Source organism: Paenibacillus sp. MAH-35 (assembly GCF_058135425.1).
This window is the reverse complement of record NZ_JBYUPU010000037.1, coordinates 1-23,322: the sequence shown is the minus strand read 5'-3', so window position 1 is coordinate 23,322 and position 23,322 is coordinate 1. Positions and strand designations below refer to the sequence as shown.

21 protein-coding genes are annotated in these 23,322 nt (G+C 53.7%); all 21 read left to right on the top strand.

The window, feature by feature from the left end:
- Window positions 1-10: 10 nt before the first annotated feature.
- The 21 genes from AC3Y2E_RS27110 to lysS all read left to right on the top strand — a co-directional run bounded on the left by AC3Y2E_RS27110 (window position 11) and on the right by lysS (window position 23,058).
- Window positions 11-541, top strand: coding sequence for a GbsR/MarR family transcriptional regulator (locus tag AC3Y2E_RS27110; protein ID WP_190931674.1), 531 nt, complete (start codon window positions 11-13; stop codon window positions 539-541).
- A 170-nt stretch (window positions 542-711) separates the two neighbouring features.
- Window positions 712-3,801 carry an efflux RND transporter permease subunit gene (locus AC3Y2E_RS27105; protein ID WP_379216027.1) on the top strand — a complete coding sequence of 1,030 codons (3,090 nt, stop codon included), beginning with the start codon at window positions 712-714 and terminating at the stop codon, window positions 3,799-3,801.
- A 29-nt stretch (window positions 3,802-3,830) separates the two neighbouring features.
- Window positions 3,831-5,096: an efflux RND transporter periplasmic adaptor subunit gene (locus AC3Y2E_RS27100; protein WP_379216025.1), complete on the top strand. Its 1,266-nt coding sequence runs from the start codon at window positions 3,831-3,833 to the stop codon at window positions 5,094-5,096.
- Window positions 5,097-5,132: 36 nt separating this feature from the next.
- Entirely contained in the window at window positions 5,133-6,860 is a 1,728-nt protein-coding gene (locus AC3Y2E_RS27095) for a hypothetical protein (protein WP_379216023.1), read from the top strand.
- Window positions 6,861-7,110: 250 nt separating this feature from the next.
- Window positions 7,111-8,049, top strand: a complete 939-nt coding sequence (gene nadA, locus AC3Y2E_RS27090) for a quinolinate synthase NadA (RefSeq protein ID WP_379216021.1) — start codon at window positions 7,111-7,113, stop codon at window positions 8,047-8,049.
- A gap of 34 nt (window positions 8,050-8,083) precedes the next feature.
- Window positions 8,084-9,700, top strand: coding sequence for an L-aspartate oxidase (gene nadB, locus AC3Y2E_RS27085; protein WP_379216019.1), 1,617 nt, complete (start codon window positions 8,084-8,086; stop codon window positions 9,698-9,700).
- Entirely contained in the window at window positions 9,690-10,556 is an 867-nt protein-coding gene (nadC, locus tag AC3Y2E_RS27080; RefSeq protein ID WP_379216017.1) for a carboxylating nicotinate-nucleotide diphosphorylase, read from the top strand. Before nadB ends, nadC begins: the two co-directional genes overlap by 11 nt.
- Complete coding sequence (locus AC3Y2E_RS27075; RefSeq protein WP_379216015.1) at window positions 10,553-11,317, top strand: type III pantothenate kinase; 765 nt, start codon at window positions 10,553-10,555, stop codon at window positions 11,315-11,317. The genes nadC and AC3Y2E_RS27075 overlap by 4 nt, the downstream gene beginning before the upstream one ends.
- A gap of 130 nt (window positions 11,318-11,447) precedes the next feature.
- Window positions 11,448-12,323 carry an Hsp33 family molecular chaperone HslO gene (gene hslO / locus AC3Y2E_RS27070; RefSeq protein WP_379216013.1) on the top strand — a complete coding sequence of 292 codons (876 nt, stop codon included), beginning with the start codon at window positions 11,448-11,450 and terminating at the stop codon, window positions 12,321-12,323.
- A gap of 28 nt (window positions 12,324-12,351) precedes the next feature.
- Window positions 12,352-13,308 (top strand): peptidylprolyl isomerase, encoded by a 957-nt coding sequence (locus tag AC3Y2E_RS27065; protein ID WP_379216011.1) that lies wholly within the window; start codon window positions 12,352-12,354, stop codon window positions 13,306-13,308.
- A 119-nt stretch (window positions 13,309-13,427) separates the two neighbouring features.
- On the top strand, window positions 13,428-14,366 hold the full coding sequence (cysK, locus tag AC3Y2E_RS27060) for a cysteine synthase A (RefSeq protein ID WP_379216009.1): 939 nt from the start codon (window positions 13,428-13,430) through the stop codon (window positions 14,364-14,366).
- A 246-nt stretch (window positions 14,367-14,612) separates the two neighbouring features.
- The gene (locus tag AC3Y2E_RS27055; RefSeq protein WP_379216006.1) at window positions 14,613-16,190 is read left to right on the top strand and encodes an anthranilate synthase component I family protein; all 1,578 of its coding nucleotides are present in this window, start codon (window positions 14,613-14,615) and stop codon (window positions 16,188-16,190) included.
- Between the two features lie 6 nt (window positions 16,191-16,196).
- A complete protein-coding gene (pabA, locus tag AC3Y2E_RS27050) occupies window positions 16,197-16,784 on the top strand; it encodes an aminodeoxychorismate/anthranilate synthase component II (protein ID WP_379216004.1) in 588 nt (195 codons plus the stop codon).
- Window positions 16,781-17,656, top strand: a complete 876-nt coding sequence (gene pabC / locus AC3Y2E_RS27045; RefSeq protein ID WP_379216002.1) for an aminodeoxychorismate lyase — start codon at window positions 16,781-16,783, stop codon at window positions 17,654-17,656. Before pabA ends, pabC begins: the two co-directional genes overlap by 4 nt.
- Window positions 17,657-17,824: 168 nt before the next feature.
- The gene (gene folP, locus AC3Y2E_RS27040; protein WP_379216107.1) at window positions 17,825-18,586 is read left to right on the top strand and encodes a dihydropteroate synthase; all 762 of its coding nucleotides are present in this window, start codon (window positions 17,825-17,827) and stop codon (window positions 18,584-18,586) included.
- A gap of 29 nt (window positions 18,587-18,615) precedes the next feature.
- A complete protein-coding gene (folB, locus tag AC3Y2E_RS27035) occupies window positions 18,616-18,984 on the top strand; it encodes a dihydroneopterin aldolase (protein WP_190931697.1) in 369 nt (122 codons plus the stop codon).
- Window positions 18,981-19,556: a 2-amino-4-hydroxy-6-hydroxymethyldihydropteridine diphosphokinase gene (gene folK, locus AC3Y2E_RS27030; RefSeq protein ID WP_379216000.1), complete on the top strand. Its 576-nt coding sequence runs from the start codon at window positions 18,981-18,983 to the stop codon at window positions 19,554-19,556. Before folB ends, folK begins: the two co-directional genes overlap by 4 nt.
- Entirely contained in the window at window positions 19,508-19,732 is a 225-nt protein-coding gene (locus AC3Y2E_RS27025) for a helix-turn-helix domain-containing protein (protein WP_190931689.1), read from the top strand. The genes folK and AC3Y2E_RS27025 overlap by 49 nt, the downstream gene beginning before the upstream one ends.
- Window positions 19,733-19,740: 8 nt before the next feature.
- Window positions 19,741-20,754: a tRNA dihydrouridine synthase DusB gene (dusB, locus tag AC3Y2E_RS27020; RefSeq protein ID WP_190931690.1), complete on the top strand. Its 1,014-nt coding sequence runs from the start codon at window positions 19,741-19,743 to the stop codon at window positions 20,752-20,754.
- A gap of 220 nt (window positions 20,755-20,974) precedes the next feature.
- Window positions 20,975-21,451 (top strand): transcription elongation factor GreA, encoded by a 477-nt coding sequence (gene greA / locus AC3Y2E_RS27015; RefSeq protein WP_379215997.1) that lies wholly within the window; start codon window positions 20,975-20,977, stop codon window positions 21,449-21,451.
- A gap of 104 nt (window positions 21,452-21,555) precedes the next feature.
- Window positions 21,556-23,058: a lysine--tRNA ligase gene (gene lysS, locus AC3Y2E_RS27010; protein WP_379215995.1), complete on the top strand. Its 1,503-nt coding sequence runs from the start codon at window positions 21,556-21,558 to the stop codon at window positions 23,056-23,058.
- The last annotated feature ends 264 nt before the right edge of the window (window positions 23,059-23,322 follow it).

Genomic DNA, 23,322 nt, shown 5'->3' with positions numbered 1-23,322 from the left:
GAGGAAATGAATGGGCAGCGAAGAGTTTGAACGCTTCCGCTCCGATTTGATGGAGAAGATGGCCCTGATGTTCGAGCAAGGCGGCCTGAGTCCGTTGGTCGGACGCATATACTCGCTGCTGATCTGTTCCCCCGAGCCGGTAAGTCTCCAGGAAATTGCCGAGAGGCTGGGTGTGACGAAGGCGGCTGTGAGCATCCAGGTACGATCGCTCGTAAGTCACGGGTTCTGTCTGAAACTGGCAAGGGGGAAAGACCGTAAGGATTATTACTGCGTCCCGGAAGACCACCTGCAAATCTCGATGCGAAGCGTTACCGAACGGCTGGCGCTCGATATGCAAAGAATCGAGGATACGCTCCGTAAACTTCCGGATTCACAATCGGTAAAGGAGGAAGAGAAGGCGGCGTTAGCCTCGCTGAAGCGGCGATTTATGGAGCTTGCGGCTTTTTACCGTGTCGTATTCCGCAGACTTGAGGGGATTGAGGAAGAGATGGAAAGTTTAATCCGTGAGATGCGTGCCGGCTCTGACCGGGACCCCATTTAGCGGGTAAGATAGAAACCGGACTTTAGTCTAGGAACACATACAGTCCGCAGCCCGTTTTGCGGTTAACGGTTCAATTTTACAATTAACTATGGAATACATAGCGGAATACTGGAGCAAGAAGAACAGACAAAAAGGCTACAGGTAAGATCGTATGGGAGGGATGAAACCGAATGATTCGCTTTACCGAATTTTCGATGAAAAACATCGCGGCGGTCATCATCATGATTATGCTGCTCACCGTCGGGGGAATCTATGCCACCGGTAAATTGAAGGTGGAAAGCATGCCGGATATCTCGTTTCCGGTCGTTATGGTGAACACCCAATACACGGCGCCGCCGAAAGACGTGCTCGAGCAAGTGACGAAGCCGCTCGAAAAATCGCTCACCGGTGTAAAAGGGTTGAAAAACTTAACGTCGAGCTCTGCAGACAATTTCTCGCAGATCGTCGTTGAACTGTCACAAGGCACAAGCCTCGACGATGCGAAAAAAGATATCGAGAGCCTCGTAGCCAACGTCAGACTTCCGCAAAGCGCGGAAAAGCCGAAGGTGCTGACATTCGGTTTCGCTTCTCAGCCGGTATACTACATGGCTGTATACGGCGAGAACGGGATGAACCAGACCGAGCTGGATAAGCTCTACAAAGATATTATCGTCCCCGGCTTTAACGAAATTCAGGGCATCGACCATATCGACTCGATCGGCAATCAGGAAGCGACGATGTCGATTCGCCTCGATGCAAGCGCCTTGAACCAATACGGATTGTCTCCTTCGCAAGTATCCGGCATGATTCAAGCTGCACTGCTCTCCAGTCCCGCAGGTACGGTGGACTTCGAAGGACGCACGCAGATGGTACGCGTTAAAGGTCAGATCGACACGGTATACAACCTGGACAATCTGGCGCTGACGACACCGCGCGGAGAAACGCTCCTTCTGAAACAAATCGCGAAAGTAGCCTCCATCACCGAAGCTCCGTTTATCGCCAGACTGGATAATAAACCGGCCATCGGTATTCACTTGTACAAGACGAAAGATGCTAACGCAGTCGAATTCGGAGCTGCCGCCGACAAGCTGATCAAGGGCTGGGAGCAGACGCTGCCGAATGTGAAGTTCCATTCAGTCTACAACGCCGCGACCGATATTCAGAATTCGATCGACGGCATGGTTAAGGAAGGCGCGCTGGGCGCGATCCTCGCCTCGGTAATGATTTTGCTCTTCCTTAGAAACTTTCGGATGACTATCATCGTTTTAGTCTCGATCCCGCTGTCCATTTTAATCACGCTGTTGTTTATGAGCTTTTTGGACATCTCGCTCAACATCATGACACTGGGCGGCATGGCGATCGCCGTCGGGCGGGTCGTGGACGACAGTATCGTCGTCATCGAGAATATTTACAGCCAATTGGTCAAAGCGCACGAGCGTAAGGAATCGATCATTAAGCTGGCTACCCAGCAAGTAAGCTCGGCGATCACCTCATCGACGATTACAACGGTTGGCGTATTCGCCCCGATCGCTTTCGTCGGAGGAGTCGTCGGTGAAGTGTTCCGGCCTTTCGCCCTGACGCTGGCCTGCGCGCTGCTTGCTTCGCTGCTGGTCGCTCTGACGGTCATTCCGATGATGGCCAAGATGATGGTGCTGAACCAAAAGAATTTGCCGTTCCACGACGAGAACCACGTCGGCAAAGTTGCCGGAGCGTACAAAAGTATGCTTGTCTGGTCTCTGAATCATAAAATCAAAACATTGCTGATTTCCGGACTACTCTTTTTATTATCGATTGTGCTGATCGTTCCGCAGCTTGCTATGACGTTCATGCCGGAAAGCCCATCGGACCGCCAAATGATTTTCACGCTGCAAATGCCGCGGGACACCTCGATGGACACGATGAACGCCAAGGTGATGCAAATTGAAGAGCAGATGCGCGAATCGAAAGACGCGATCGGCAATCCGCAGTTCACGTATATCGAATCGCTGGTCGGTTATGATTTCGGCAGCGAGCGGGTGCCGTATAAAACAACGATTTTTACTGAAGTGAGCAAAGACACGAACGCCTCGGAAGCACTGAAACATTACAAGCAATTGTTCCTAAGCGATATGCCAAAAGGCTCCAAGGTTGACGGACAGTTGATCTCGTTCTCCGAAGGCGGGGGCGGTAGCGACTTCTCTTACTCGCTGAAAGGCGACGATCTGCAAAACCTGCAGCATGCGGCTGCGGTGATCAAGGAAAAGATGCAGGAGTTCCCGGAGCTTCTGGAGATTAAAGATTCGCTGGGCGAATCGAAAATGGAAGTGGAAGTAACCGTAGACCAGAACAAAGCCCGCGTATACGGAGTGAACTCCGCCCAGGTGATGGAAGCCGTTCATTCTTGGACACGCAAAGAGGACCTCGGCGACATTAAGTTCGACAACATCACGTACGAAACGAAGCTGGAGTTGGACAAAGCGTCCAAAGACTCGATTCAGGACCTGGAGAATATACCGCTGCAGACCGCAATTGGGACGAGAATCGAGCTCAAGGATATCGCCAAGGTGCGGGAGATTGAAGCTCCAGTCAGCATCAGCCGGGAAAAACAGATGCAGGTGGTTAGCGTAACCGCCAAAATCGACAATGTCGACAAGGGCGGAGTCAGCGCCAAAGTGACGGCGGCCTTAGATACGATCGAGCTGCCGACCGGCGTAAGCCGCGAAGTAACGGGCGTATCGGAAGATATCGCCGAAAGCTTCAGCCAGATGTTCATGGCAATGGCTGCATCGATTTTCATCGTATATCTGGTTATGGTCCTTGCCTTCGGCAATGCCCGTGCACCGTTCGCCATTCTGTTCTCGCTGCCGCTCGCGGTAATCGGCGGATTGCTGGGGCTGCTCATGACCGGCGAATCGCTCAACGTTACGTCTCTGATTGGCTTCCTCATGCTGATCGGCATTGTCGTTACGAATGCGATCGTTCTGATCGACCGCGTCCAGCAGCTTAGAGAGCAAGATTATTCCGTACGCGACGCCTTGATCGAAGGCGGCATGGTGCGGCTCAGACCGATCATCATGACGGCCGGCGCGACGATTATGGCTCTTATGCCGCTTGCTCTCGGTCTCTCCAAAGGAACGATCATCTCGAAGGGCCTCGCGGTCGTCGTTATCGGCGGATTGACCACTTCGACCATATTGACGCTCGTAGTCGTTCCGATCGTATACGAACTCATTTTTGCCCGGCGTTCGAAGAAGATCAAGAAACCGAAGGAGCCAACCATCACGACCCCAGTGTCCGTATAAAAACGATGAATAAAGGAGTCAAGGCGAAGATGAGACAAAAACGGCATAAATCCAAATCATTTCGTCGTGGCGCCACGCTTGCAGCGGCGGTAGTTCTTACCGTCGCCGTCGCGGCGGGGTGCACGGCGGGAGGCGAGGCGCCGAAGCCGGCAGCGGCCCAGGAACAGACGATCAAGACGGTGAAAGTGCAGAAAATTACGAAGCAAAGCATCGGCGATCCGCTTGAGCAAGTTGCGGACGTAGTCGCCGCGACTCAACTGGACGTAGTCGCCAAGGCGGGCGGCGAGATCAAAGAGATTGTGAAAAAGCGCGGGGATCAAGTGACGGCTGGCGAAGTGCTGCTTAGACTCGATACGGTTGACGCGCAGCTGCAGAAAGAAAAAGTGGCACTCCAGCTGTACAGCAGCCAAGATGCTTTGAACAAGGCGAAGCAGGACTTGGCCAACAGCAAGACAGAGATGGCCAATAGCGTCAAAAAGATGGAGCAGGCGCTGCTCGACGTGACGAAAGCGTACAACAAGGCGAAAAACGACTACGATCAGGGATTAATCTCCAAGCCGCAGCTGGATCAAGCCGAAACGGCCTGGAAAAACCAGACGATGGACCTCGACTTGCTGAAGCAAAGGCAGAAGACGCTAGAGACGTCCGACAACTTGTCCGCTTTGGAAACTCAAGTACAATCCGCCTCCTTATCGATGAAGGAACTGGATCGGAGCCTTGAGAATCTGGAAGTGAAGGCGCCGGTGAGCGGCGTTTTGACGGAGCTTCCGCTCGTCGTCGGCCAGACGATTCAACCGGGGATGAAGGTCGGCCACCTGCAGCAAATGGATCCGATTCTCATTAAAGCCAACCTGACGGAAAATTCGGCCAATCTCGTCCGCGGCAAAACAGAGCTGGTTTATTACGTAGCGGGAAGCACAGAGAAGTCGAAGGCTCCGATCAAATATTTGTCTGGCTCGATGGATGCGCAAAGCAAATCGTATGAGCTCGAACTTGAAGTGGCGAATACGGACGGCAAGCTGAAGCCGGGTACAAAGGTACAAATCCAGCTGACCAGCGAGCAGGAGCAAATCGTCGTGATCGTACCTACGCTGACGGTAGTGCGTGAAGGCGGCGACTCGTTCGTCTTCGTACTCGTGGGCGACACGGTCGAGAAACGGAAAGTGCAGCTCGGACGTCTGAACGAAATGAACCAGGAAGTGATCTCCGGCGTCAAAGAAGGAGAGCAGCTTGTCGTATCCGGGCAAAACCAATTGAAGGATAAAGAAAAAGTACAGCTTGCCGAATCGAAATAAAGGTTCTACATAAGCAGCGAAATGGAGGAAGACCCAGTGAAACCGACTTGGAAGAAATCTTTGACCGCAGCTATGCTCAGCGCTTCTCTCGTATTAACGGTATCTCCTGCCCTAATTATGGCGGCAGACGGCACGGTTGCAGCCCAAAATGTTCGCGGGCAATACCAACTGACCTCCGTCATCCGGGCGGACGTAAAAAGTATCATCAATGAACGGGTCGCGGACAACACCCGGATTGGCGCTGTTGTGCGTCTATATAATGAGGGCTCCCGCGTAACGCGGGTGCCGGATTATGAAATGCGTGTCAAGACCGCGGATGGAATCGAGTATACGCTAAAGCCGAGCGTGACGAACGCCAAGGCGATTCAGCCGAAAGAAAAAGTGGAGCTCAGCTACATGCTGGTTCTCGATTACGAGAGTGCGGCGGGGATCACCGACCTGTCGTGGATTGAAGTGGACGAATATGTGTATCCGAAGCTGGAAACGGCCGTCCTTACCGTACCGGTTGCTGAAGCGGTATGGAGCGGCAACGATTCGGCGATTACCGGGCAAGACGCTCTGAAGCGCTGGGGAGAGCCGTTTAAGCTCCAGGTTTTGTCCGAGACGCTTCAATTCACTCCGGTTACGTTGATTAGCGAGAAAACACCTCAAGGGCCAGTGACGGTTGTTACACTGATCGCCGAAAATACGGGAAGCCGTACGGAAACGGTGCCTGAATTCCGTTTGGACGGCAAATCCGACTCCAGAGCTTATCCGGGCAGACGGGTTCAAACAAACGTCGAGTTGAAGCCGGGAGAGAAAAAGTACATTCATTACGGCATCTTAACCGAAAACAATGTTACGCTGACGAGCCTGAACGTCCTGACGCCGGAAACGTACGTTCAGATCGGACCGGACAACCAGCCGTCTGTCGAATCGTATGCGGTCGGTCGGATTAATGTGCAGCTTCCGCAAAAGGATACGGTGGATGTGAGCATGCTTCCGGCTTACGAGCTGCGCGACCGCATCCAGTTTGACCCGATGAGCAAGCTGATCGACAAAGAAACGGAAATATCGCTTGTGGATTTGAGCATGAACGAATCGGAATCATCCGGCTATAATACCGTTATCGCGAAATTCATGGTTAAAAATACCGGAGAGCGCCCTGTGCCGTTGCCGGCGTTCCAGACCGAGCTGACGAATGCCGACGGATTCCGGTATTCCGGCACGCGCCAGACGACGACAGTCGAACAGCTCGCTCCGAAGCTTGCCTATGTAGTCAATTATTCGTTCGCGGTTCCGTCCTCGGAGAAGGGCGACGATCTGCTGATGAAGATTACCGACAACCAGACGGTCGCCCCGTACAACATCCCGATCGGCGGCTTCAAGACGGCTGTATCGATCGACCAGCCGGATGACGACATCCTTTCCTTCTATCCTTATGAAGTGAAGATGAATTACTGGTCGATTTCCTCTATGTTCAGCGCGGCTGGTTATATGTATAAAATGAAAATGGACATCGATATCAATACGGTCGACGATATCGTATCGGATACGAATGCTTCGAATATGACCATTGAGCTGCATGATACGCGCGGACGTCTGATTGCTTCTCAAACGCTTCCGTTCGCCGGTATGAACAAGCTGGTCAGCGGAGCTCAACATATCACTTTCGACAATCTGAGAACGGATCAGTTGGAATGGCCGCTCACGATCAAAATTTACGAATCGGTACAAACGCCGAACGGTGTTGCCAAACGTCTAGTTAAAACAATGAAGCAATAAGCCGAAAACGATCATGTCGTTCCGTCCCGGCCAGTAATGGCCGGGATATCTTGTATTTCTGCGCTTTTTTCCCGTTGACAGCGCCAACGCCGTTGTGTAAATTAGGTGTAAACTCATAATGAAACTTAACCGGTCCGGCTGCTCCGCAGTTCCTGAAACTGCATCTATTACGGTCGCCGTGTTTGGATCATACTAGTCCTATGCATATGCGTGAACTTTTTCACGTGTTGCCACGAAGGGAAGGATACGGATGGAAGCTCTAGCGCTTGAGCGCAAGGCGGAGCAAACCCGCGAACTGAAAGAACGTTTAGCCGTATTGAAGAAAGAGCGCAATGCCATCATCCTGGCGCACTACTACCAGAGGGATGAGATTCAGGAAGTCGCCGACTTTCGCGGGGATTCGTTTCTGCTTGCCCAGAAGGCGGCCGAGACGGACGCGGACACAATCGTATTTTGCGGCGTTCATTTCATGGGGGAAAGCGCCAAAATTTTGGCACCGAACAAGACGGTGCTTATTCCGGATGAACGTGCAGGCTGCCCGATGGCCGACATGGTCAACGTAGAGGGGCTGAAGGCATTGAAGAGCCGTCATCCGAACGCGGCTGTCGTCACCTATATCAACTCCTCCGCCGAGATTAAAGCGGAGACCGATATTTGCTGTACATCGGCCAACGCGGTGAAAGTCATCCAGTCTGTCGACACCGACGAGATTATTTGGGTGCCGGACAAAAACTTGGGCGACTACGTTTCCAAATTTACAGATAAGAAAATGATCATCTGGGAAGGGTATTGCAACACGCACGATATGCTTAGCGTCAAAGACGTCATGGAGATGAAAGCGCAATATCCGGACGCTCAATTTGTCGTGCACCCGGAATGCCGTCCCGAGGTTGTGAAGCTTGGGGATTTTGTAGGAAGCACGACCGCCATTATTAAATATTGCAAAGAATCCGACTGCCAGCAGTTTATTGTCGGCACCGAAGACGGAACGGGATATCAACTTCGCAAGGACAGCCCGCACAAAACGTTTCACTTCGCTACCAAATTTCTCGTATGCCCAAACATGAAAGTAAACAACTTGAAAAAAGTCGTCAAATGTTTGGAGACGATGCAGCCGCAAATTTACGTTCCGCCTCATGTTGCGGAAAAAGCGAAATTGTCCTTGGAGCGCATGTTACAGGTTAAGTAGCATGCGCTACTCTCTTGTCTTGTAGGTGATGGATATGGTGCCGCGTTATTTGATCGATTTTGCGCTGGACGAGCTGGCGCACGAAGAAACCGATTGTTTGGTCATCGGAGCTGGAATTGCCGGCCTGTTTACAACGATCCGTGCGAGCGAGACGGATCGCGTACATATTATCACGAAGCCGAAGTCGCTTCTGGAGAGCAACACCCGCTACGCGCAAGGCGGTATAGCGGCCGTCATATCGGACGAAGACTCACCCGATTACCACCGCCAGGATACGCTGGTCGCGGGAGCGGGGCTTTGCGACAACGTAGCAGTAGACATCTTAGTGGATGAAGGGCCCGAAGGAGTCAAGGACCTGATCCGGCTCGGCACCCAGTTCGATCTTGAGAACGGGGAGCTGGCGCTGACCAAGGAAGGCGGCCACAGCCAAAGACGGATTTTGCACGCGCATGGCGATGCGACCGGCGCGGAGATCGTAAGGGCGCTATCCAATCAAGCGAAGCAAAATCCGAACGTTACCGTGTGGGACGATCATTTTGTGATTGATCTTGTCGTCACTGGCGGTGTGTGCCATGGTGCCATTGTACAGAAGCCGGACGGGCAGCGTGTATTTGTGCGCGCCAAGGCGACGATCCTGTGCTCCGGCGGAGCGGGACAGCTGTACCGGTATACGACGAACCCGGAGATTGCTACGGGGGACGGAATCGCAATCGCTTACCGGGCCGGCGCCGTCATACGTGATGTTGAGTTTATTCAGTTTCATCCAACAGCGTTATGTTATCCGGGAGCTCCGCGTTTTCTGATTTCCGAAGCGGTCAGAGGGGAAGGGGCCGTTCTTCGCAATATCAGGGGCGAGCGGTTCATGGACAAGATTCATCCTCTGCAAGAGCTTGCCCCCAGGGATATCGTGGCCCGGGCGATCGTAAATGAAATGGAACTTACGAAGTCGACTTTCGTATATATAGATATTACTCACGAGCCGGCCGATTTGGTGAAGCACCGGTTTCCGAACATCTACGAATTTTGTTTGAATTACGGGCTCGATTTGACGACCGACTGGATTCCGGTCGCGCCGGCCGCGCATTATATGATGGGCGGAGTGAAAACCGACCTGAACGGGGAAACTTCAGTCAAGCGTTTGTACGCATGCGGAGAAGTGTCGTCTACCGGCGTCCACGGGGCGAACCGGCTTGCGAGCAACTCGCTGTCCGAAGCGATCGTATACGGCCGCCGGATTATCGAGCATATCCGCACTTTGCCGCCGCTTCCGGACACCCCGCCGATCGTAGAGCGGAGCCACCGTCCCGAGCATCCGATGCAGGCGATCGTAGAGAAACGGTTGAAGCTGCAAAAGGTCATGCTGCGTTATGTCGGACTGAAGCGAAGCGCGGCTGGATTGCAAAAAGGGCTTGACGAGCTGAAGCGTCAGCTGCCGATCTACGAGACCTGCTTGACGAAGCGCGAAGAGTACGAGTTTGCGAACCTGCTTACTTTGGCTATGTTGACCACGGAAGCTGCACTGAACCGGGAGGAGAGCCGGGGCGGGCATTTCCGCGAAGATTTTCCCGAGAAGGACGACCGGAACTGGCGCAAGCATATACAACTCCACCGCGAGTACGGAATGACGGAGGAACCGATCCATGATGATTAATACAGATCAACTGACTGGGCAAATACGTTTGTGGCTGGAAGAAGACATCGGTATGGGCGATGTAACCACCATGACAACCGTACCTTTAGACTCGCAGTCTAAAGGTATTATTCATGTTAAGGAATCCGGTATCGTAGCCGGGATGTCCGTAGCGGAGCAAGTGTTTCGCGTCGTCGATCCGTCTCTTCTCTTTCTCGCCGTCCAGCAGGACGGAACGTACGTGGAGAAAGGCACGGTTTTGGCGGAGGTGACGGGCAGCACGCGCAGCATCCTGCTCGGCGAACGGCTGGCGCTTAATCTGCTGCAAAGAATGTCGGGCATCGCCACCCGCACCCGTCAATATGTCGATGCTCTGGAAGGAACGCCGGTCCGGCTGGTCGATACCCGCAAGACGACGCCCGGACACCGGATGCTGGAGAAATACGCGGTCCGCGTAGGCGGGGGCCACAATCACAGATTCGGGCTTTACGACGCGGTTATGATCAAGGACAATCATATTAAGGGAGCGGGCGGGGTCAAGCAGGCCATCATCGCCGCCCGTGCGCACATTCCGCATACGATGAAAATCGAAGTCGAAGTCGAACGGTTCGACCAGCTGGACGAAGCGCTGGAGGCCGGAGCGGATATTATTATGCTGGATAATATGAAGCCGGCCGATATGAAGAAAGCCGTCGACATCATTAAAGCGCGGGCTCCGCACATTATAATAGAAGCTTCCGGAAATGTGACGCTGGAGACGATTAAGGATATCGCCTTATCCGGAGTGGACGTAATCTCCGTAGGCCGGTTGACGTATTCCGTACAGGCGATCGACATCAGCCTGGATTTGAACGAGAAAAAGGTGGGGCCGGCATGATTCTCGTCGTGGATGTAGGCAACACGAACATCGTGCTCGGCATCTATGAGCAGAAGAAGCTGCTGCACCATTGGCGGCTCAGTACGAACCGTTCGGCCACAGTCGACGAATACGGGATGATGGTTCATAATTTATTTCGCCATGCAGGCATCTCCGAAGACCGGATCGAAGGAGTCGTGATCTCTTCCGTCGTTCCGCCGCTTATGTTTGTGCTCGAAAGCTTATGTTTAAAATATATAGGAAAAAAACCGCTCGTCGTCGGTCCGGGCATGAAGACCGGGCTCAATCTGCGGATCGAAAATCCCCGCGAAGTCGGTGCCGACCGGATTGTAAATGCCGTTGCCGGTATCGAACTGTACGGACCTCCGCTGATCATTGTCGATTTCGGTACGGCTACGACTTACGATTACATCGACGAGCGGGGGCAGATGCTCGGCTGCGCGATCGCTCCGGGAATCGGCATATCGACCGAGGCGCTGTACGAGAAAGCGGCGAAGCTGCCACGTATCGAACTGGTCCGGCCCAAAAGCACGGTCGGCCGCAATACGGTATCCGCGATGCAAGCGGGCATTATTTTCGGCTATGCCGGTCAGGTCGACGGGATCGTCCAACGGATGCGGGAAGAATTCAATCCGGATGCGAGAGTCATCGCTACAGGCGGATTAGCCGATTTGATTGCCGGGGAATCCCGGACGGTCGAAACGGTTAATCCGCTGCTCACCCTGCAAGGCCTGCAAATCATCTATGAACGAAACCGATAAGGATCTGGAACTTATCAAGGTTTCTTCTATCGGCATAGCTTGCCGCACCTTGGCAAGGAAGGAGCCGCTACTTACAGAACATTCATATACACAATAGCTCCTAAGTCGAAATTCGAAAGGAAACGAAACCATGCAAGATTATTTAATACGCGCTACCGCGTTTGATGGTAAACTCCGGGCATTTGCCGCGAATACTACAGGAATCACCCGGGAACTGCAGCGCAGACACGACACGACGCCTGTAGCGACGGCGGCGCTAGGCCGGACCGCAACCGCGGGCGTAATGATGGGCGCGATGCTGAAGGGCGAAGAACGGCTTACGATACAAGTAAAAGGCGATGGACCGATCGGTCAAATCGTCGTGGATGCCGATGCGAAGGGCGAAGTAAGAGGGTACGTCGACAATCCCCATGTCGATTTGCCTTTGAACGAACGCGGCAAGCTGGACGTATCCGGTGCGGTAGGGGAAGGCTACCTGCATGTCATCAAAGATCTGGGCTTGAAGGAGCCTTACCGCGGAAGCATACCGATTGTCTCCGGAGAACTCGGCGAAGATTTTACGTATTATTTCGCCAAATCGGAGCAGACCCCTTCGGCAGTAGCGTTAGGCGTACTGGTCGCAACCGATTATTCGGTTCAAGTATCGGGCGGATTTATTTTGCAGTTGCTTCCCGGACTTGAAGAGGAAGAGATAGCGGAGATCGAGCAGAAGCTGGCTAAACTCCCCCCTATTACGACCCTGATGGCTGGAGGAGAAGATTTGGAGGAGGTGCTGAAGCGTATGGTGGATTCCGTCACGATCTTGGAACGGACCGATATCCGCTTTCAGTGCAAATGCTCCAGAGAGCGCGTCGAACGAACCTTGCTTAGCCTAGGTCGCGAGGAGATCGAGCAAATCATACGCGAGGACGGTAAAGCCGAGCTGGTCTGCCATTTCTGCAACGAAGCGTACGCATATAACGGCGAGCAGCTCCATAGTCTGTTGGAGAGACTGCCTAAAGGATAAAGAGACCAGATATGGGGAGAATTTTCGGATGCGGAGCTTAAAACTGCTGTGGGGTGTCATTGGCGTTTTGTTTACAGCCGTTGTCGTGCTGGCCGTGCTGCTGCTTGTCCGCAGCGGTGCACAAACGCCTCAGACGGGCGAACCGCCGTCCCGTCCTCAGCCTGCGGACCCGGGAGAATCATCGAAGACGGTCGCCGTTATCGGCAGCCGGTCGATTACCAAGGAAGAGCTGCAGCACCGGCTGGAGGACAAATACGGTACAGAGCTGCTCGGGATTCTGTTGGATCGCGAGGCTATACGGCAGGAAGCGGAGCAGAAAGGGTTGTCGGTCAGCCGGGAAGAAATCGATGCTGAATTGAAGCGGATGCAGGAGGGGTACGAGAGCGAGGAGCAATTTTACTTATCGATGAAAACCCAGCTTGGTCTTACCAAAGCGGAACTGAACGAAGATGTGTATTACAAGCTCCTTCTGGAACATATCGCTACTAGCTCCATACAAGTTTCCGAAGCTGAAATCGATGGTTACATCAAGCAGCATCCGGAAGAGTTCAGAAGCTACATGCAGTTTAATCTGTTCAAAATCGAAGTGAAGACCAAGGAAGAAGCGGCGCAGATCGTGAAAGACGTTCAGAACGGCGCGGATTTTGCTTCGTTGGCTCGGAAACTGTCGATTGACCAGGCGACAGCTCCAAAGGGCGGAGATCTCGGATGGGTGGAAGAAAACGATCCGTTCCTCCAGCCGTTTCTGCTGGAAGCCGCCAAAAACTTGAAGCAGGGCGAGGTAAGCAAGCCGATCGCGCTGAAAAGCAGCTTTGCCGTCGTTCTGCTTAAGGATAAAAAAGTCGTGAACAAGACCGTCGATACGGCAACCCGCAATTACATCCGCAAGGAACTGGCACTGCAAAGAGCGGTCCCGCTCAAAGAAATCGTAAAATCGCTCAGACAAAAATTTAATGCGGAAATCCTAATTCCGGACTTCCGATAATTGGGTGAAAAGGCGCATTTCCTAGTTGACATCCGCGTTGCGTGTTGGTAAGATGAAAGTAATAAAGCCGACAAAATCGCTCGGAATAATGATGGATGTTCATTCGGGAGGGTAAACACATGGCGAAATTGGTACAAAGCATTACTCAATTGATCGGGAACACTCCGCTGGTCCGGTTAAACCGGATCGTTCCGGAGGATAGCGCTGAAGTTTATGTCAAGCTTGAATTCCAAAATCCCGGTGCCAGCGTCAAAGACCGGATCGCCATCAGCATGGTGGAAGTGGCCGAGCGTGAAGGCAAGCTGAAGCCGGGCGATACGATTATCGAGCCAACTAGCGGCAATACCGGGATCGGCCTTGCGATGGTAGCGGCTGCCAAGGGATACAATGCCATTCTGGTTATGCCGGAGACGATGAGTGTAGAGCGCCGCAACCTGCTTCGCGCTTACGGAGCCCAGCTCGTGCTGACGCCGGGACCGGAAGGAATGAAGGGCGCGATTAAGCGTGCGGAAGAGCTGCTCGCCGAAAATCCGACCTACTTCATGCCTCAACAATTCAAAAACCAGGCTAATGTGAAAGTACACACCGAAACGACAGGGCCGGAAATCGTCGAAGCGATCCAAGCGCATGACGGCCAGTTGGACGCGTTCGTATCTGGGATCGGTACAGGCGGTACGATTACAGGAGCCGGCAAAGTGCTTCGCGAAAGCTTCCCGAACATTCAAATTTACGCGGTGGAGCCGTCCGCTTCTCCGGTGCTGTCCGGAGGTAAACCGGGACCGCATAAGATTCAAGGAATCGGCGCCGGCTTCGTACCGGATATTTTGGACACCGAGGTATACAACGAAGTTATCGCGGTCGACAACGAGGATGCGTTCGAGACGTCCCGCCGTGTGGCGAAGGAAGAAGGCATTCTTGGCGGTATTTCCTCCGGCGCGGCGATTTTCGCAGCCCTGAAGGTAGCGAAGCAATTGGGCAAAGGCAAGCGCGTCGTCGCAATCGTTCCAAGCAACGGCGAACGGTACCTCAGCACGCCGCTGTACCAGTTTGACGAATAAGATAGCTGCAAGCCCCTCTACGGAGGGGTTTTGTTTGTTGAGGCCCGGAATGCCTTTTGCCGGCGGCGGCAGCCTCTTCTATAGCGCGAATATAGTTCTGCGAAAGGCTTCGATGGATGCTTTTCTTGTGGTATCATAGTAGCAAGCTGTCCGGATGTGCTCAGAAGCTGCAGACGGACAAAGAAGGATACGGATCGTTAATGTACTGTGGCGGGGGTCGCCGCATGTCTTGGAGGAGGCGCCGGTTTGATTTTCACTTCGCTTGAGCAATGGGAGCAGTGGGCGGTTCAATATGAAAACGTCCCTTATATACACAAATTTCCTGACGCGCAAGGTGTACCCGCATCATGGGAGCCTTTCTGGAAACGTTGCTCCAAGCCTTCCTTCGTACTCGAAAGCGGGAAGAGCGGGAGGTACACTTATTTTGGAGCGGATGCGGTGGCGGCGGTATCCGGCAAGGGGAACGAAGCGGTCATTACCGATTACGCCGACGATACCGGCGTTCGTCTCCCAGAAGGCCGGCGGCGGACCGTTACCGGGAATCCGCTGCATATCGTCAAACAGTCGCTGCGGCCCTACCGGGCGCCGGCTGTTGAAGGTGTTCCGCCATTTGCCGGAGGCTGTGTCGGGTTCTGGTCCTACGATATCGCCCGTTCGATCGAACGGCTGCCGGAGCAAGCCGAGGATGACCTGAAGCTGCCGGATTACGATTTCATGATGATGCGCCGCATATGGACGTACGATCTGCAGGAGAAGGCGTTATACTGTTCCGTTCATACGTATGTCCCGTATGACGGTCGCGATTCGGATTGGACGGCGAGGCTGGCTTCCCTCTATCGGGAGGCTGCCGATGAAGCGGAGCGTATGGCGGCGATGTGGAATGAAGCCGCGATGGAAGCGGCCTCCGACGAAGCGGTGATGCAGCGCATCCGGTCGTTCGAATCGGTTACCCGCGAGCAGGCGCTGGCGATTGATGTAGAATCCATCCCGGGAATCGAGATCGCTTTTCCAAAACCGCAATATATGGAGGCGGTCCGGCAAATTCAGCGATATATCGCCCAAGGGGACGTCTTTCAGGTGAACTTGTCGGTTCGCCAAAGCCGTCAGGTGGAACGCGAGCCTGAGCAGATCTACGAGTGGCTGAGACTATTGAACCCTTCTCCATATATGGGACTTCTGCGGTATCCGGAGTACGATCTGGTGTCCGGTTCTCCGGAACTGCTGGTGCGGAGCGCGGACGGCGTCGTAGAGACACGGCCGATCGCCGGCACGCGGCCGCGAAGCAGCAACGAGAGTGAAGACCGGCGGCTGGCCGAAGAGCTGATCTCGGATGAGAAGGAACGTGCCGAGCATATTATGCTCGTCGATTTGCTGCGAAACGATCTTGGGCGCGTCTCCCGCTACGGTACTGTAAAAGTTACCGACCTGATGGTCGTTGAAATGTATTCCCATGTCATGCATATCGTTTCTCATGTACGGGGGATACTGGCGGAAGGCAAGGATGCGTTCGACGTTATCGCGGCTACGTTTCCCGGAGGGACGATCACAGGAGCTCCGAAGATTCGCACGATGGAGATTATCGAGGAACTGGAGCCCGTCCGGAGAGGGCCGTACACCGGTTCGATCGGCTGGATTGACTACAATGGCAATATGGAATTAAATATAGTTATCCGGACGCTGATTATGCGGGGCGGGACCGGGTATGTCCAATCGGGCGCGGGCATCGTGATCGATTCGGACCCGGAGCGAGAATTTGTAGAATCGCTGAACAAAGCCAAAGCGCTGTGGAAAGCGGTCCTTTATAGCGAGAATGCGAGGAGCTGAGCCGAGATGATTCTGGTCATCGACAATTACGATTCGTTTACTTACAATTTGGTGCAATATTTGGGGGAGATCGGGCAGGAGGTTGTCGTCCGCCGCAACGATCAGATCGATTTGGCCGGCATCGAGGAGCTGAACCCGGACCATATTCTGATCTCGCCGGGACCGTGTACGCCGAATGAAGCGGGGATCAGCCTGGCGCTGATCGACCGGTTCAAGGGCAAGATTCCGATTTTGGGCGTATGCCTCGGACACCAATCGATCGGACAAGTATTCGGCGGCGAAGTGATTCGGGCGGAGAAGCTGATGCACGGCAAAACATCGGAAATTTTCCACGACGGCAAAACGATTTTCACAGGGATTCCGTCTCCTTATACGGCGACCAGGTACCATTCTCTAATTGTGCGCAGAGAGACGCTCCCGGATTGTCTGGAGATTTCCGCCGAGACGAAGGACGGCGAGATTATGGGGCTGCGCCATAAAGAATATCCGATCGAAGGCGTCCAGTTCCATCCCGAATCGATCATTACCGATCATGGGCTCACGCTGCTGCGCAATTTCATAGGAATCACGGCGGCGAGCGGAGCGGGCAGATGAAGATCGCTTTAAACGGACGGATATGCGAAGAGAAGGAAGCCGTGATCTCCGTGTACGATCACGGCTTTTTGTACGGATTAGGACTGTTCGAGACGTTTCGCACCTATGGCGGACGTCCGTTTTTGTTGGAGGAGCATCTTCGGCGTCTGTCCGCCGGCTGCGAAGAGCTCGGTATCCGCTATGTGCCGGACCCGGCGGAGGCGGCGAAGTTGATCGGGCAGTTGCTGTCGGACAACGGCTTGGCGGATGCCTACATCCGGTTGTCCGTATCGGCAGGAGTCGAGCAGCTTGGTCTTCCGGCGGCCGACTACGAGAGTCCGAACGTTATTTTATATATGAAGCCGCTCCCTCCGCGGGACCCGCTCGTGTACGAGCACGGCAAAGCGATCCAGCGGCTGGCGCTGCCGCGCAACAGTCCGGAAGGAACGGTGCGGTTCAAATCGTTCCACTACATGAACAATATTTTGGCGAAACGGGAGATGCGCTCCTACCCTTGGGCTTCCGGAGCGGAGGGGATTTTTCTGGACGGACAAGGTTATGTCGCCGAAGGGATTGTAAGCAATCTGTTCTGGATTCGCCAAGGAGTTGTCTTCACCCCGTCGCTGGATACCGGGATCTTGCCGGGGATCACGCGGGACTACGTAATCGGGGCGGCGGCCCGGACCGGAATGGTTGTAAACGAGGGATTGTACGCCTGGGAAGAGGTTATGCAGGCGGATGAAGCGTTCCTGACCAACTCCGTGCAAGAGTTGGTTCCGGTTTGCCGGGGGTACGACGGTTCAGGGCGCGTGTCGGCGATCGGTCAAGGCGTCCCGGGGCCATGGACTCGGGAACTGATGGAGGAATACCGGACGGCGGCGGTCCGCGAATAGCCTGAAGCAGTTTATCTTCAGAGAGGAGAACAACTACTGATGGAATCACCTATGCAGCTTCCAAGTGCGGGTAACGGCTCGTTCGGCTTCCCGGCTTCGCGCTATATCGGGAAACGAACCCTAAAGTGTCGAAATGTGGAGCTTGCTCTCGGCGAGCGTACCCTTATTATGGGCATATTGAATGTGACGCCCGATTCGTTCTCCGACGGAGGGAACTTCAATTCCGTAGAGAAGGCAGTCGAACGTGCGTTCGCCATGGTGGAAGAGGGAGCGGACATCATCGATATCGGAGGGGAATCGACCCGGCCGGGCTTTGCACAGGTATCGCCGCAAGAGGAATCGGACCGCGTCATACCGGTCATCCGCTCGCTGACCGAAGCCGGACTGACCGTGCCGATCTCGATCGACACGTACAAGCCGGAGGTGGCCAGGGGAGCTTTGGAGGCCGGAGCTCATATTCTGAACGATATATGGGGGCTTAAGCACGACCCGGAGATGGCCAGACTGGCGGCGGAGTACGACTGTCCGGTTATCGTGATGCACAACCGCCCTGAACCCGTGTACGACCATTTTGAGACGGACGTCGTCGCAGATCTAATGGAAAGCATCTCGATTGCACAGAGCGCCGGAGTACGGGACGAGCAGATAGTGCTCGATCCCGGGATCGGTTTCGGCAAAACATATGAGCATAACCTTCAACTGATGAACCGGCTCCATCTGATTACGGCGCTCGGTTTTCCGGTGCTGCTCGGCACGTCCCGCAAAAGCATGATTCAAAAGACGCTTGGCGTCCCCGCAGCCGATGCTCTGGAAGGTACTGCGGCTACCGTAGCGCTCGGGGCCGCCCAAGGATGCGCCATCATGCGCGTTCATGACGTTAAGGCGATGAAACGGGTGGCCCTCATGACGGACGCGATGATCATCAGGTAAGCAACTACTGTAGATAGGCGGTGTTAGTTATCGATACAATGCGATTGTCACGCATGCAGTTTTACGGCTATCACGGCGTGTTCCCCGAGGAAAATAAACTGGGACAGCGATTTTATGTCGATCTGGAGCTGTCGCTGGATTTATCCAAAGCCGGACAGACGGATGACTTGGAGCAGACGGTCAATTATGCGGAAGTATACGAACGGGTGAAACGGATCGTCGAAGGCAAACCGTTCCGGCTGATCGAAGCGTTGGCCGAAAACGTTGCATCGGATGTCCTGCATCAGTATACTAGTGTAAATGACGTCACGGTTCGTGTGGTGAAGCCGCATCCGCCTTTCGACATTCATTTCGACGGCGTTACTGTAGAAATCAACAGGAAGCGGGCATCGATATGACGGAATCGGGAGCAGGGCAACAAGCTGCCGGCCGCAGGAGCGATCGCCTTCCAACGAAGGAAGCGTATATCGGCATCGGTTCCAATATAGGGGATCGATCGCTATATTTAACGGAGGCTGTCCGCGGGCTGGAGCATCATCCCGAGGTCGAGATCGTCCGTTTATCGGACATTTACGAGACGGAGCCGGTCGGTTATGCCGACCAGGGACCTTTTCTGAATATGGTGGCCGTCGTTCAGACATCGCTGTCGCCATCGTCGTTGCACGAGCATATGAAACAAATCGAGGATCGGCTCGGCCGCGTCCGCACGATCCGTAACGGTCCCCGGACCGTCGATTTGGACCTGCTGCTGATGGACGATACCGAACTTCGGGAACCGGAGCTGATCGTCCCTCATCCTCGCATGTGGGAACGGGCTTTCGTACTGGTTCCTCTCCAGGACGTCTCGCAGGGCCGGCCGCATTTGATCGCATCGATTGCCGCACACCTGGATACACTGGATGGAAAGGAAGGCGTTAAGCGTTGGAGCAATATCAATTGGCGCAACGCGTCCGGGCGTTCAGAAAGCTGAAAGGCTATACGCAGGACGAACTGGCTAAGCAATTAGGCGTTTCCATCGCCGTTCTGGGTTCCATTGAGAGGGGGACCCGAAAGGCGGACGGGAAAATGTTGCATAAAATATCGGGAGTGCTCGGCATCAGCGTGGATGAATTGATGCCTGATCCTTCCGGAACGGAAAGGAAGTGAATGATGAAATGCTGCAAATCGGAAACGTAACCGCACCCAACCAAGTCGTACTTGCACCAATGGCGGGCGTATGTAACCCCGCGTTCCGGCTGATCGCCAAAGAATTCGGCTGCGGGCTTGTCTGCGCGGAGATGGTGAGCGACAAAGCGATCCTGCACGGCAACCGCAAGACGATGGATATGCTGTTCGTGGACGAGCGGGAGAAACCGCTCAGCCTGCAAATATTCGGCGGCGATACAGAGACGCTTGTTGAAGCAGCCAAATATGTGGACGAAAATACGAACGCGGACATTATCGATATCAACATGGGGTGTCCGGTCCCCAAAATAACGAAGTGCGACGCAGGCGCCCGCTGGCTGCTTGATCCCGGCAAAATCGAGAAGATGGTGACCGAGGTCGTCCGTTCGGTGAGCAAACCGATTACGGTCAAGATGCGGATCGGCTGGGACGAGGATCATATCTACGCCGTACAAAACGCCAAGGCGGTCGAGAACGGCGGAGGCTCCGCAGTCAGCGTTCACGGTCGTACCCGGGTCCAGATGTATACCGGTAAGGCCAATTGGGATATTATTAAAGAAGTTAAGCAAGCGGTCCGTATTCCCGTGATCGGAAACGGAGATGTGGCAACCCCCGAGGACGCGAGACGGATGCTCGACCAGACCGGAGTGGACGGGGTGATGATCGGCCGCGCTGCGCTTGGCAATCCGTGGATGCTCTACCGGACGATCCGTTATCTCCGGGACGGAGAGCTGCTGCCGGAGCCGGACGGCAATGAGAAGATCCGTATCGCCGTTCTTCATCTGGACCGGCTGGTGGCGCTGAAAGGCGAACATGTGGCGGTTAAGGAAATGCGCAAGCATATGGCGTGGTATTTGAAGGGACTTCAAGGCTCCGCGAGAGTGAAGGAAGTGCTGATGGAGCAGAGCCGCCGGGACGATATGGTCCATACGTTGTATGAGTTCGTCGCAGGTTTGGACGATTCGGGCGGAAATGCGGAGCAAAAGGCTGAGCTTGTGCATTAAAAGCGCTTAAATGAAGGCTGAGGGCGAACTTTGGCTGTCGTTGACATTTCTGGCGGGTTGAAATATAATCAATCAAAGATGATCAGCCCGGAACCGTTGAAAACACTGGAAAAAAAGTCATCTGACCCGTTCCCCGCTAATATATTAAATTTGTGAATTCATACCGAATAATCGATCGATTTGCAGGTTGAAAATCTTCACACGACGGGAGATTTACAATATGAACGATAAAGAAGTTCTTCTCACACAAGAAGGTCTCAAGAAGCTCGAGGAAGAGCTTGAGCATCTTAAATCGGTGAAACGCCGCGAAGTGGCCGAGCGGATTAAGGTCGCCATTGGATATGGAGATATCAGCGAAAACTCGGAGTACGAGGATGCCAAGAACGAACAGGCCTTCATTGAAGGACGTATCATTACGCTCGAGAAGATGCTTCGCAACGCACGAATTATCAACAACGACGAAGTCGATACCGATGCAGTTAACGTAGGATCGATCGTAACCGTTGAAGATCTGGAGTTCGGCGAGACGGTGGAATATGCAATCGTAGGCACGGCGGAGTCGGATCCGTTCCAGAACAAGATCTCGAATGAAAGCCCTGTAGGCAAGGCGCTGCTTGGCAAGAGAAAAGATTCGATCGTCGATGTTCAAGTTCCCGCCGGCGTCATCCAATATAAAATTATCGATATCAAGAAGTAAGCGAATCGCCTGCAGCAGGATGATCGCTAGTTTAAAAAAAAGCTTCCGCCGGAGGCTTTTTTGTTTCAAACGAAACCGGGCACCCTATTAGGAGATGAGTACAAGTGAGTCAAGAGCTGGAACTGAACGAAAACGAACTGCTGGTCATACGACGCAACAAGCTGGACGAGCTGAGGGGGCTTGGCATCGATCCGTTTGGACAGAAGTTCGAGCGAACCCATCACGCGAAGCAAGTGCTGGAGCTATACGACGGTATGACCAATGAAGAGCTGGAAGCCCAAAGCGCAGTCGTCACGCTGGCCGGACGCATCATGCAGAAGCGCGGGATGGGTAAGGCTTCTTTTGCGCATATTCAGGACATTACAGGCAAAATCCAGATTTACGTCCGTCTTGATTCGATCGAGGAGAACAAATACAGAGCCTTTGAGATTCTCGACATCGGGGATATGATCGGCGTGCGCGGAACGGTTTTCAAGACGAAGACGGGCGAGACTTCCGTGAAGGTGCAATCGCTGGAAGTGCTCACCAAATCGCTGTATCCGTTGCCGGAGAAGTTCCATGGCTTGAAGGACGTCGAGATGCGATACCGCCAGCGGTATGTCGATCTGATCGTTAATCCGGAAGTTCAGCAGACGTTTATTTCCCGATCCCGGATCATCCAGTCGATGCGCCGGTATTTGGATGCTCAAGGCTTTTTGGAAGTGGAAACCCCTACACTGCACAATATTGCGGGCGGCGCAACGGCGCGTCCGTTCATTACGCATCATAATGCGCTGGACATGCAGCTGTATATGCGTATCGCGATTGAGCTTCACCTTAAGCGGCTGATCGTAGGCGGCATGGAGAAAGTGTACGAGATCGGGCGCGTATACCGTAATGAAGGCATCTCCACCCGTCATAATCCGGAATTTACGATGATGGAGCTGTACGAGGCGTATGCCGACTATCAGGACATTATGCGTCTGACGGAGAATCTGATTGCTCATATATCCAAAGAGATTTTGGGGACGACCGAGATTCGCTATCAGGACAAGGACGTCAGCCTGGCTACGCCTTGGCGCCGGGTTTCGATGGTCGATGCGATTAAGGAAATCGTCGGCGTTGACTTCAAACAGGAGATGAGCGACGAGGAAGCGCATCGTCTGGCCAAGGAGCATCGGGTGCCGGTTGATCCGAATATGACGTTTGGTCATATCGTGAACGCCTTCTTCGAGCATTTTGTGGAGCACACTCTGATAGAACCTACATTTATTTACGGACATCCGGTTGCAATCTCTCCTCTTGCCAAGAAAAATGAGGAGGACGGACGGTTTACGGATCGTTTCGAGCTGTTTATTGTAGGACGCGAGCATGCCAATGCGTTTACGGAGCTGAACGATCCGATCGATCAGCGCGAACGCTTTGAGGCTCAACTTATCGAGAAAGAGCAGGGCAACGATGAAGCGCATGAGATGGACGATGATTTCATTCGTGCGCTGGAATACGGGATGCCGCCTACAGGCGGACTCGGAATCGGGATCGATCGGCTAGTTATGCTACTTACCGATTCGCCTTCGATTCGCGACGTTTTGCTGTTCCCGACTATGAGAGAACGCGTGGGAGACTAAGGTCTCCCTCTTTTTTTAACTTTTTTTAAAAAAACACTTGCAATCGAAGTGGCGGATGTGATATCTTATAAAAGTCGCCGATCGGCACCGAGGAATAACGAGGAACGCCGCGACGGCAAGCAGGACAAGCGATTTGCTCCTTGAAAACTGAACAACGAGCGTGCAAGTGACGATCTCGCAAGAGATCAAAACAAGTCGAGTTATCGACACAAGTCAGTACGTTTGAGCAATCAGCTCTAAAATAATGAGAAGCTTCTCGTGAGT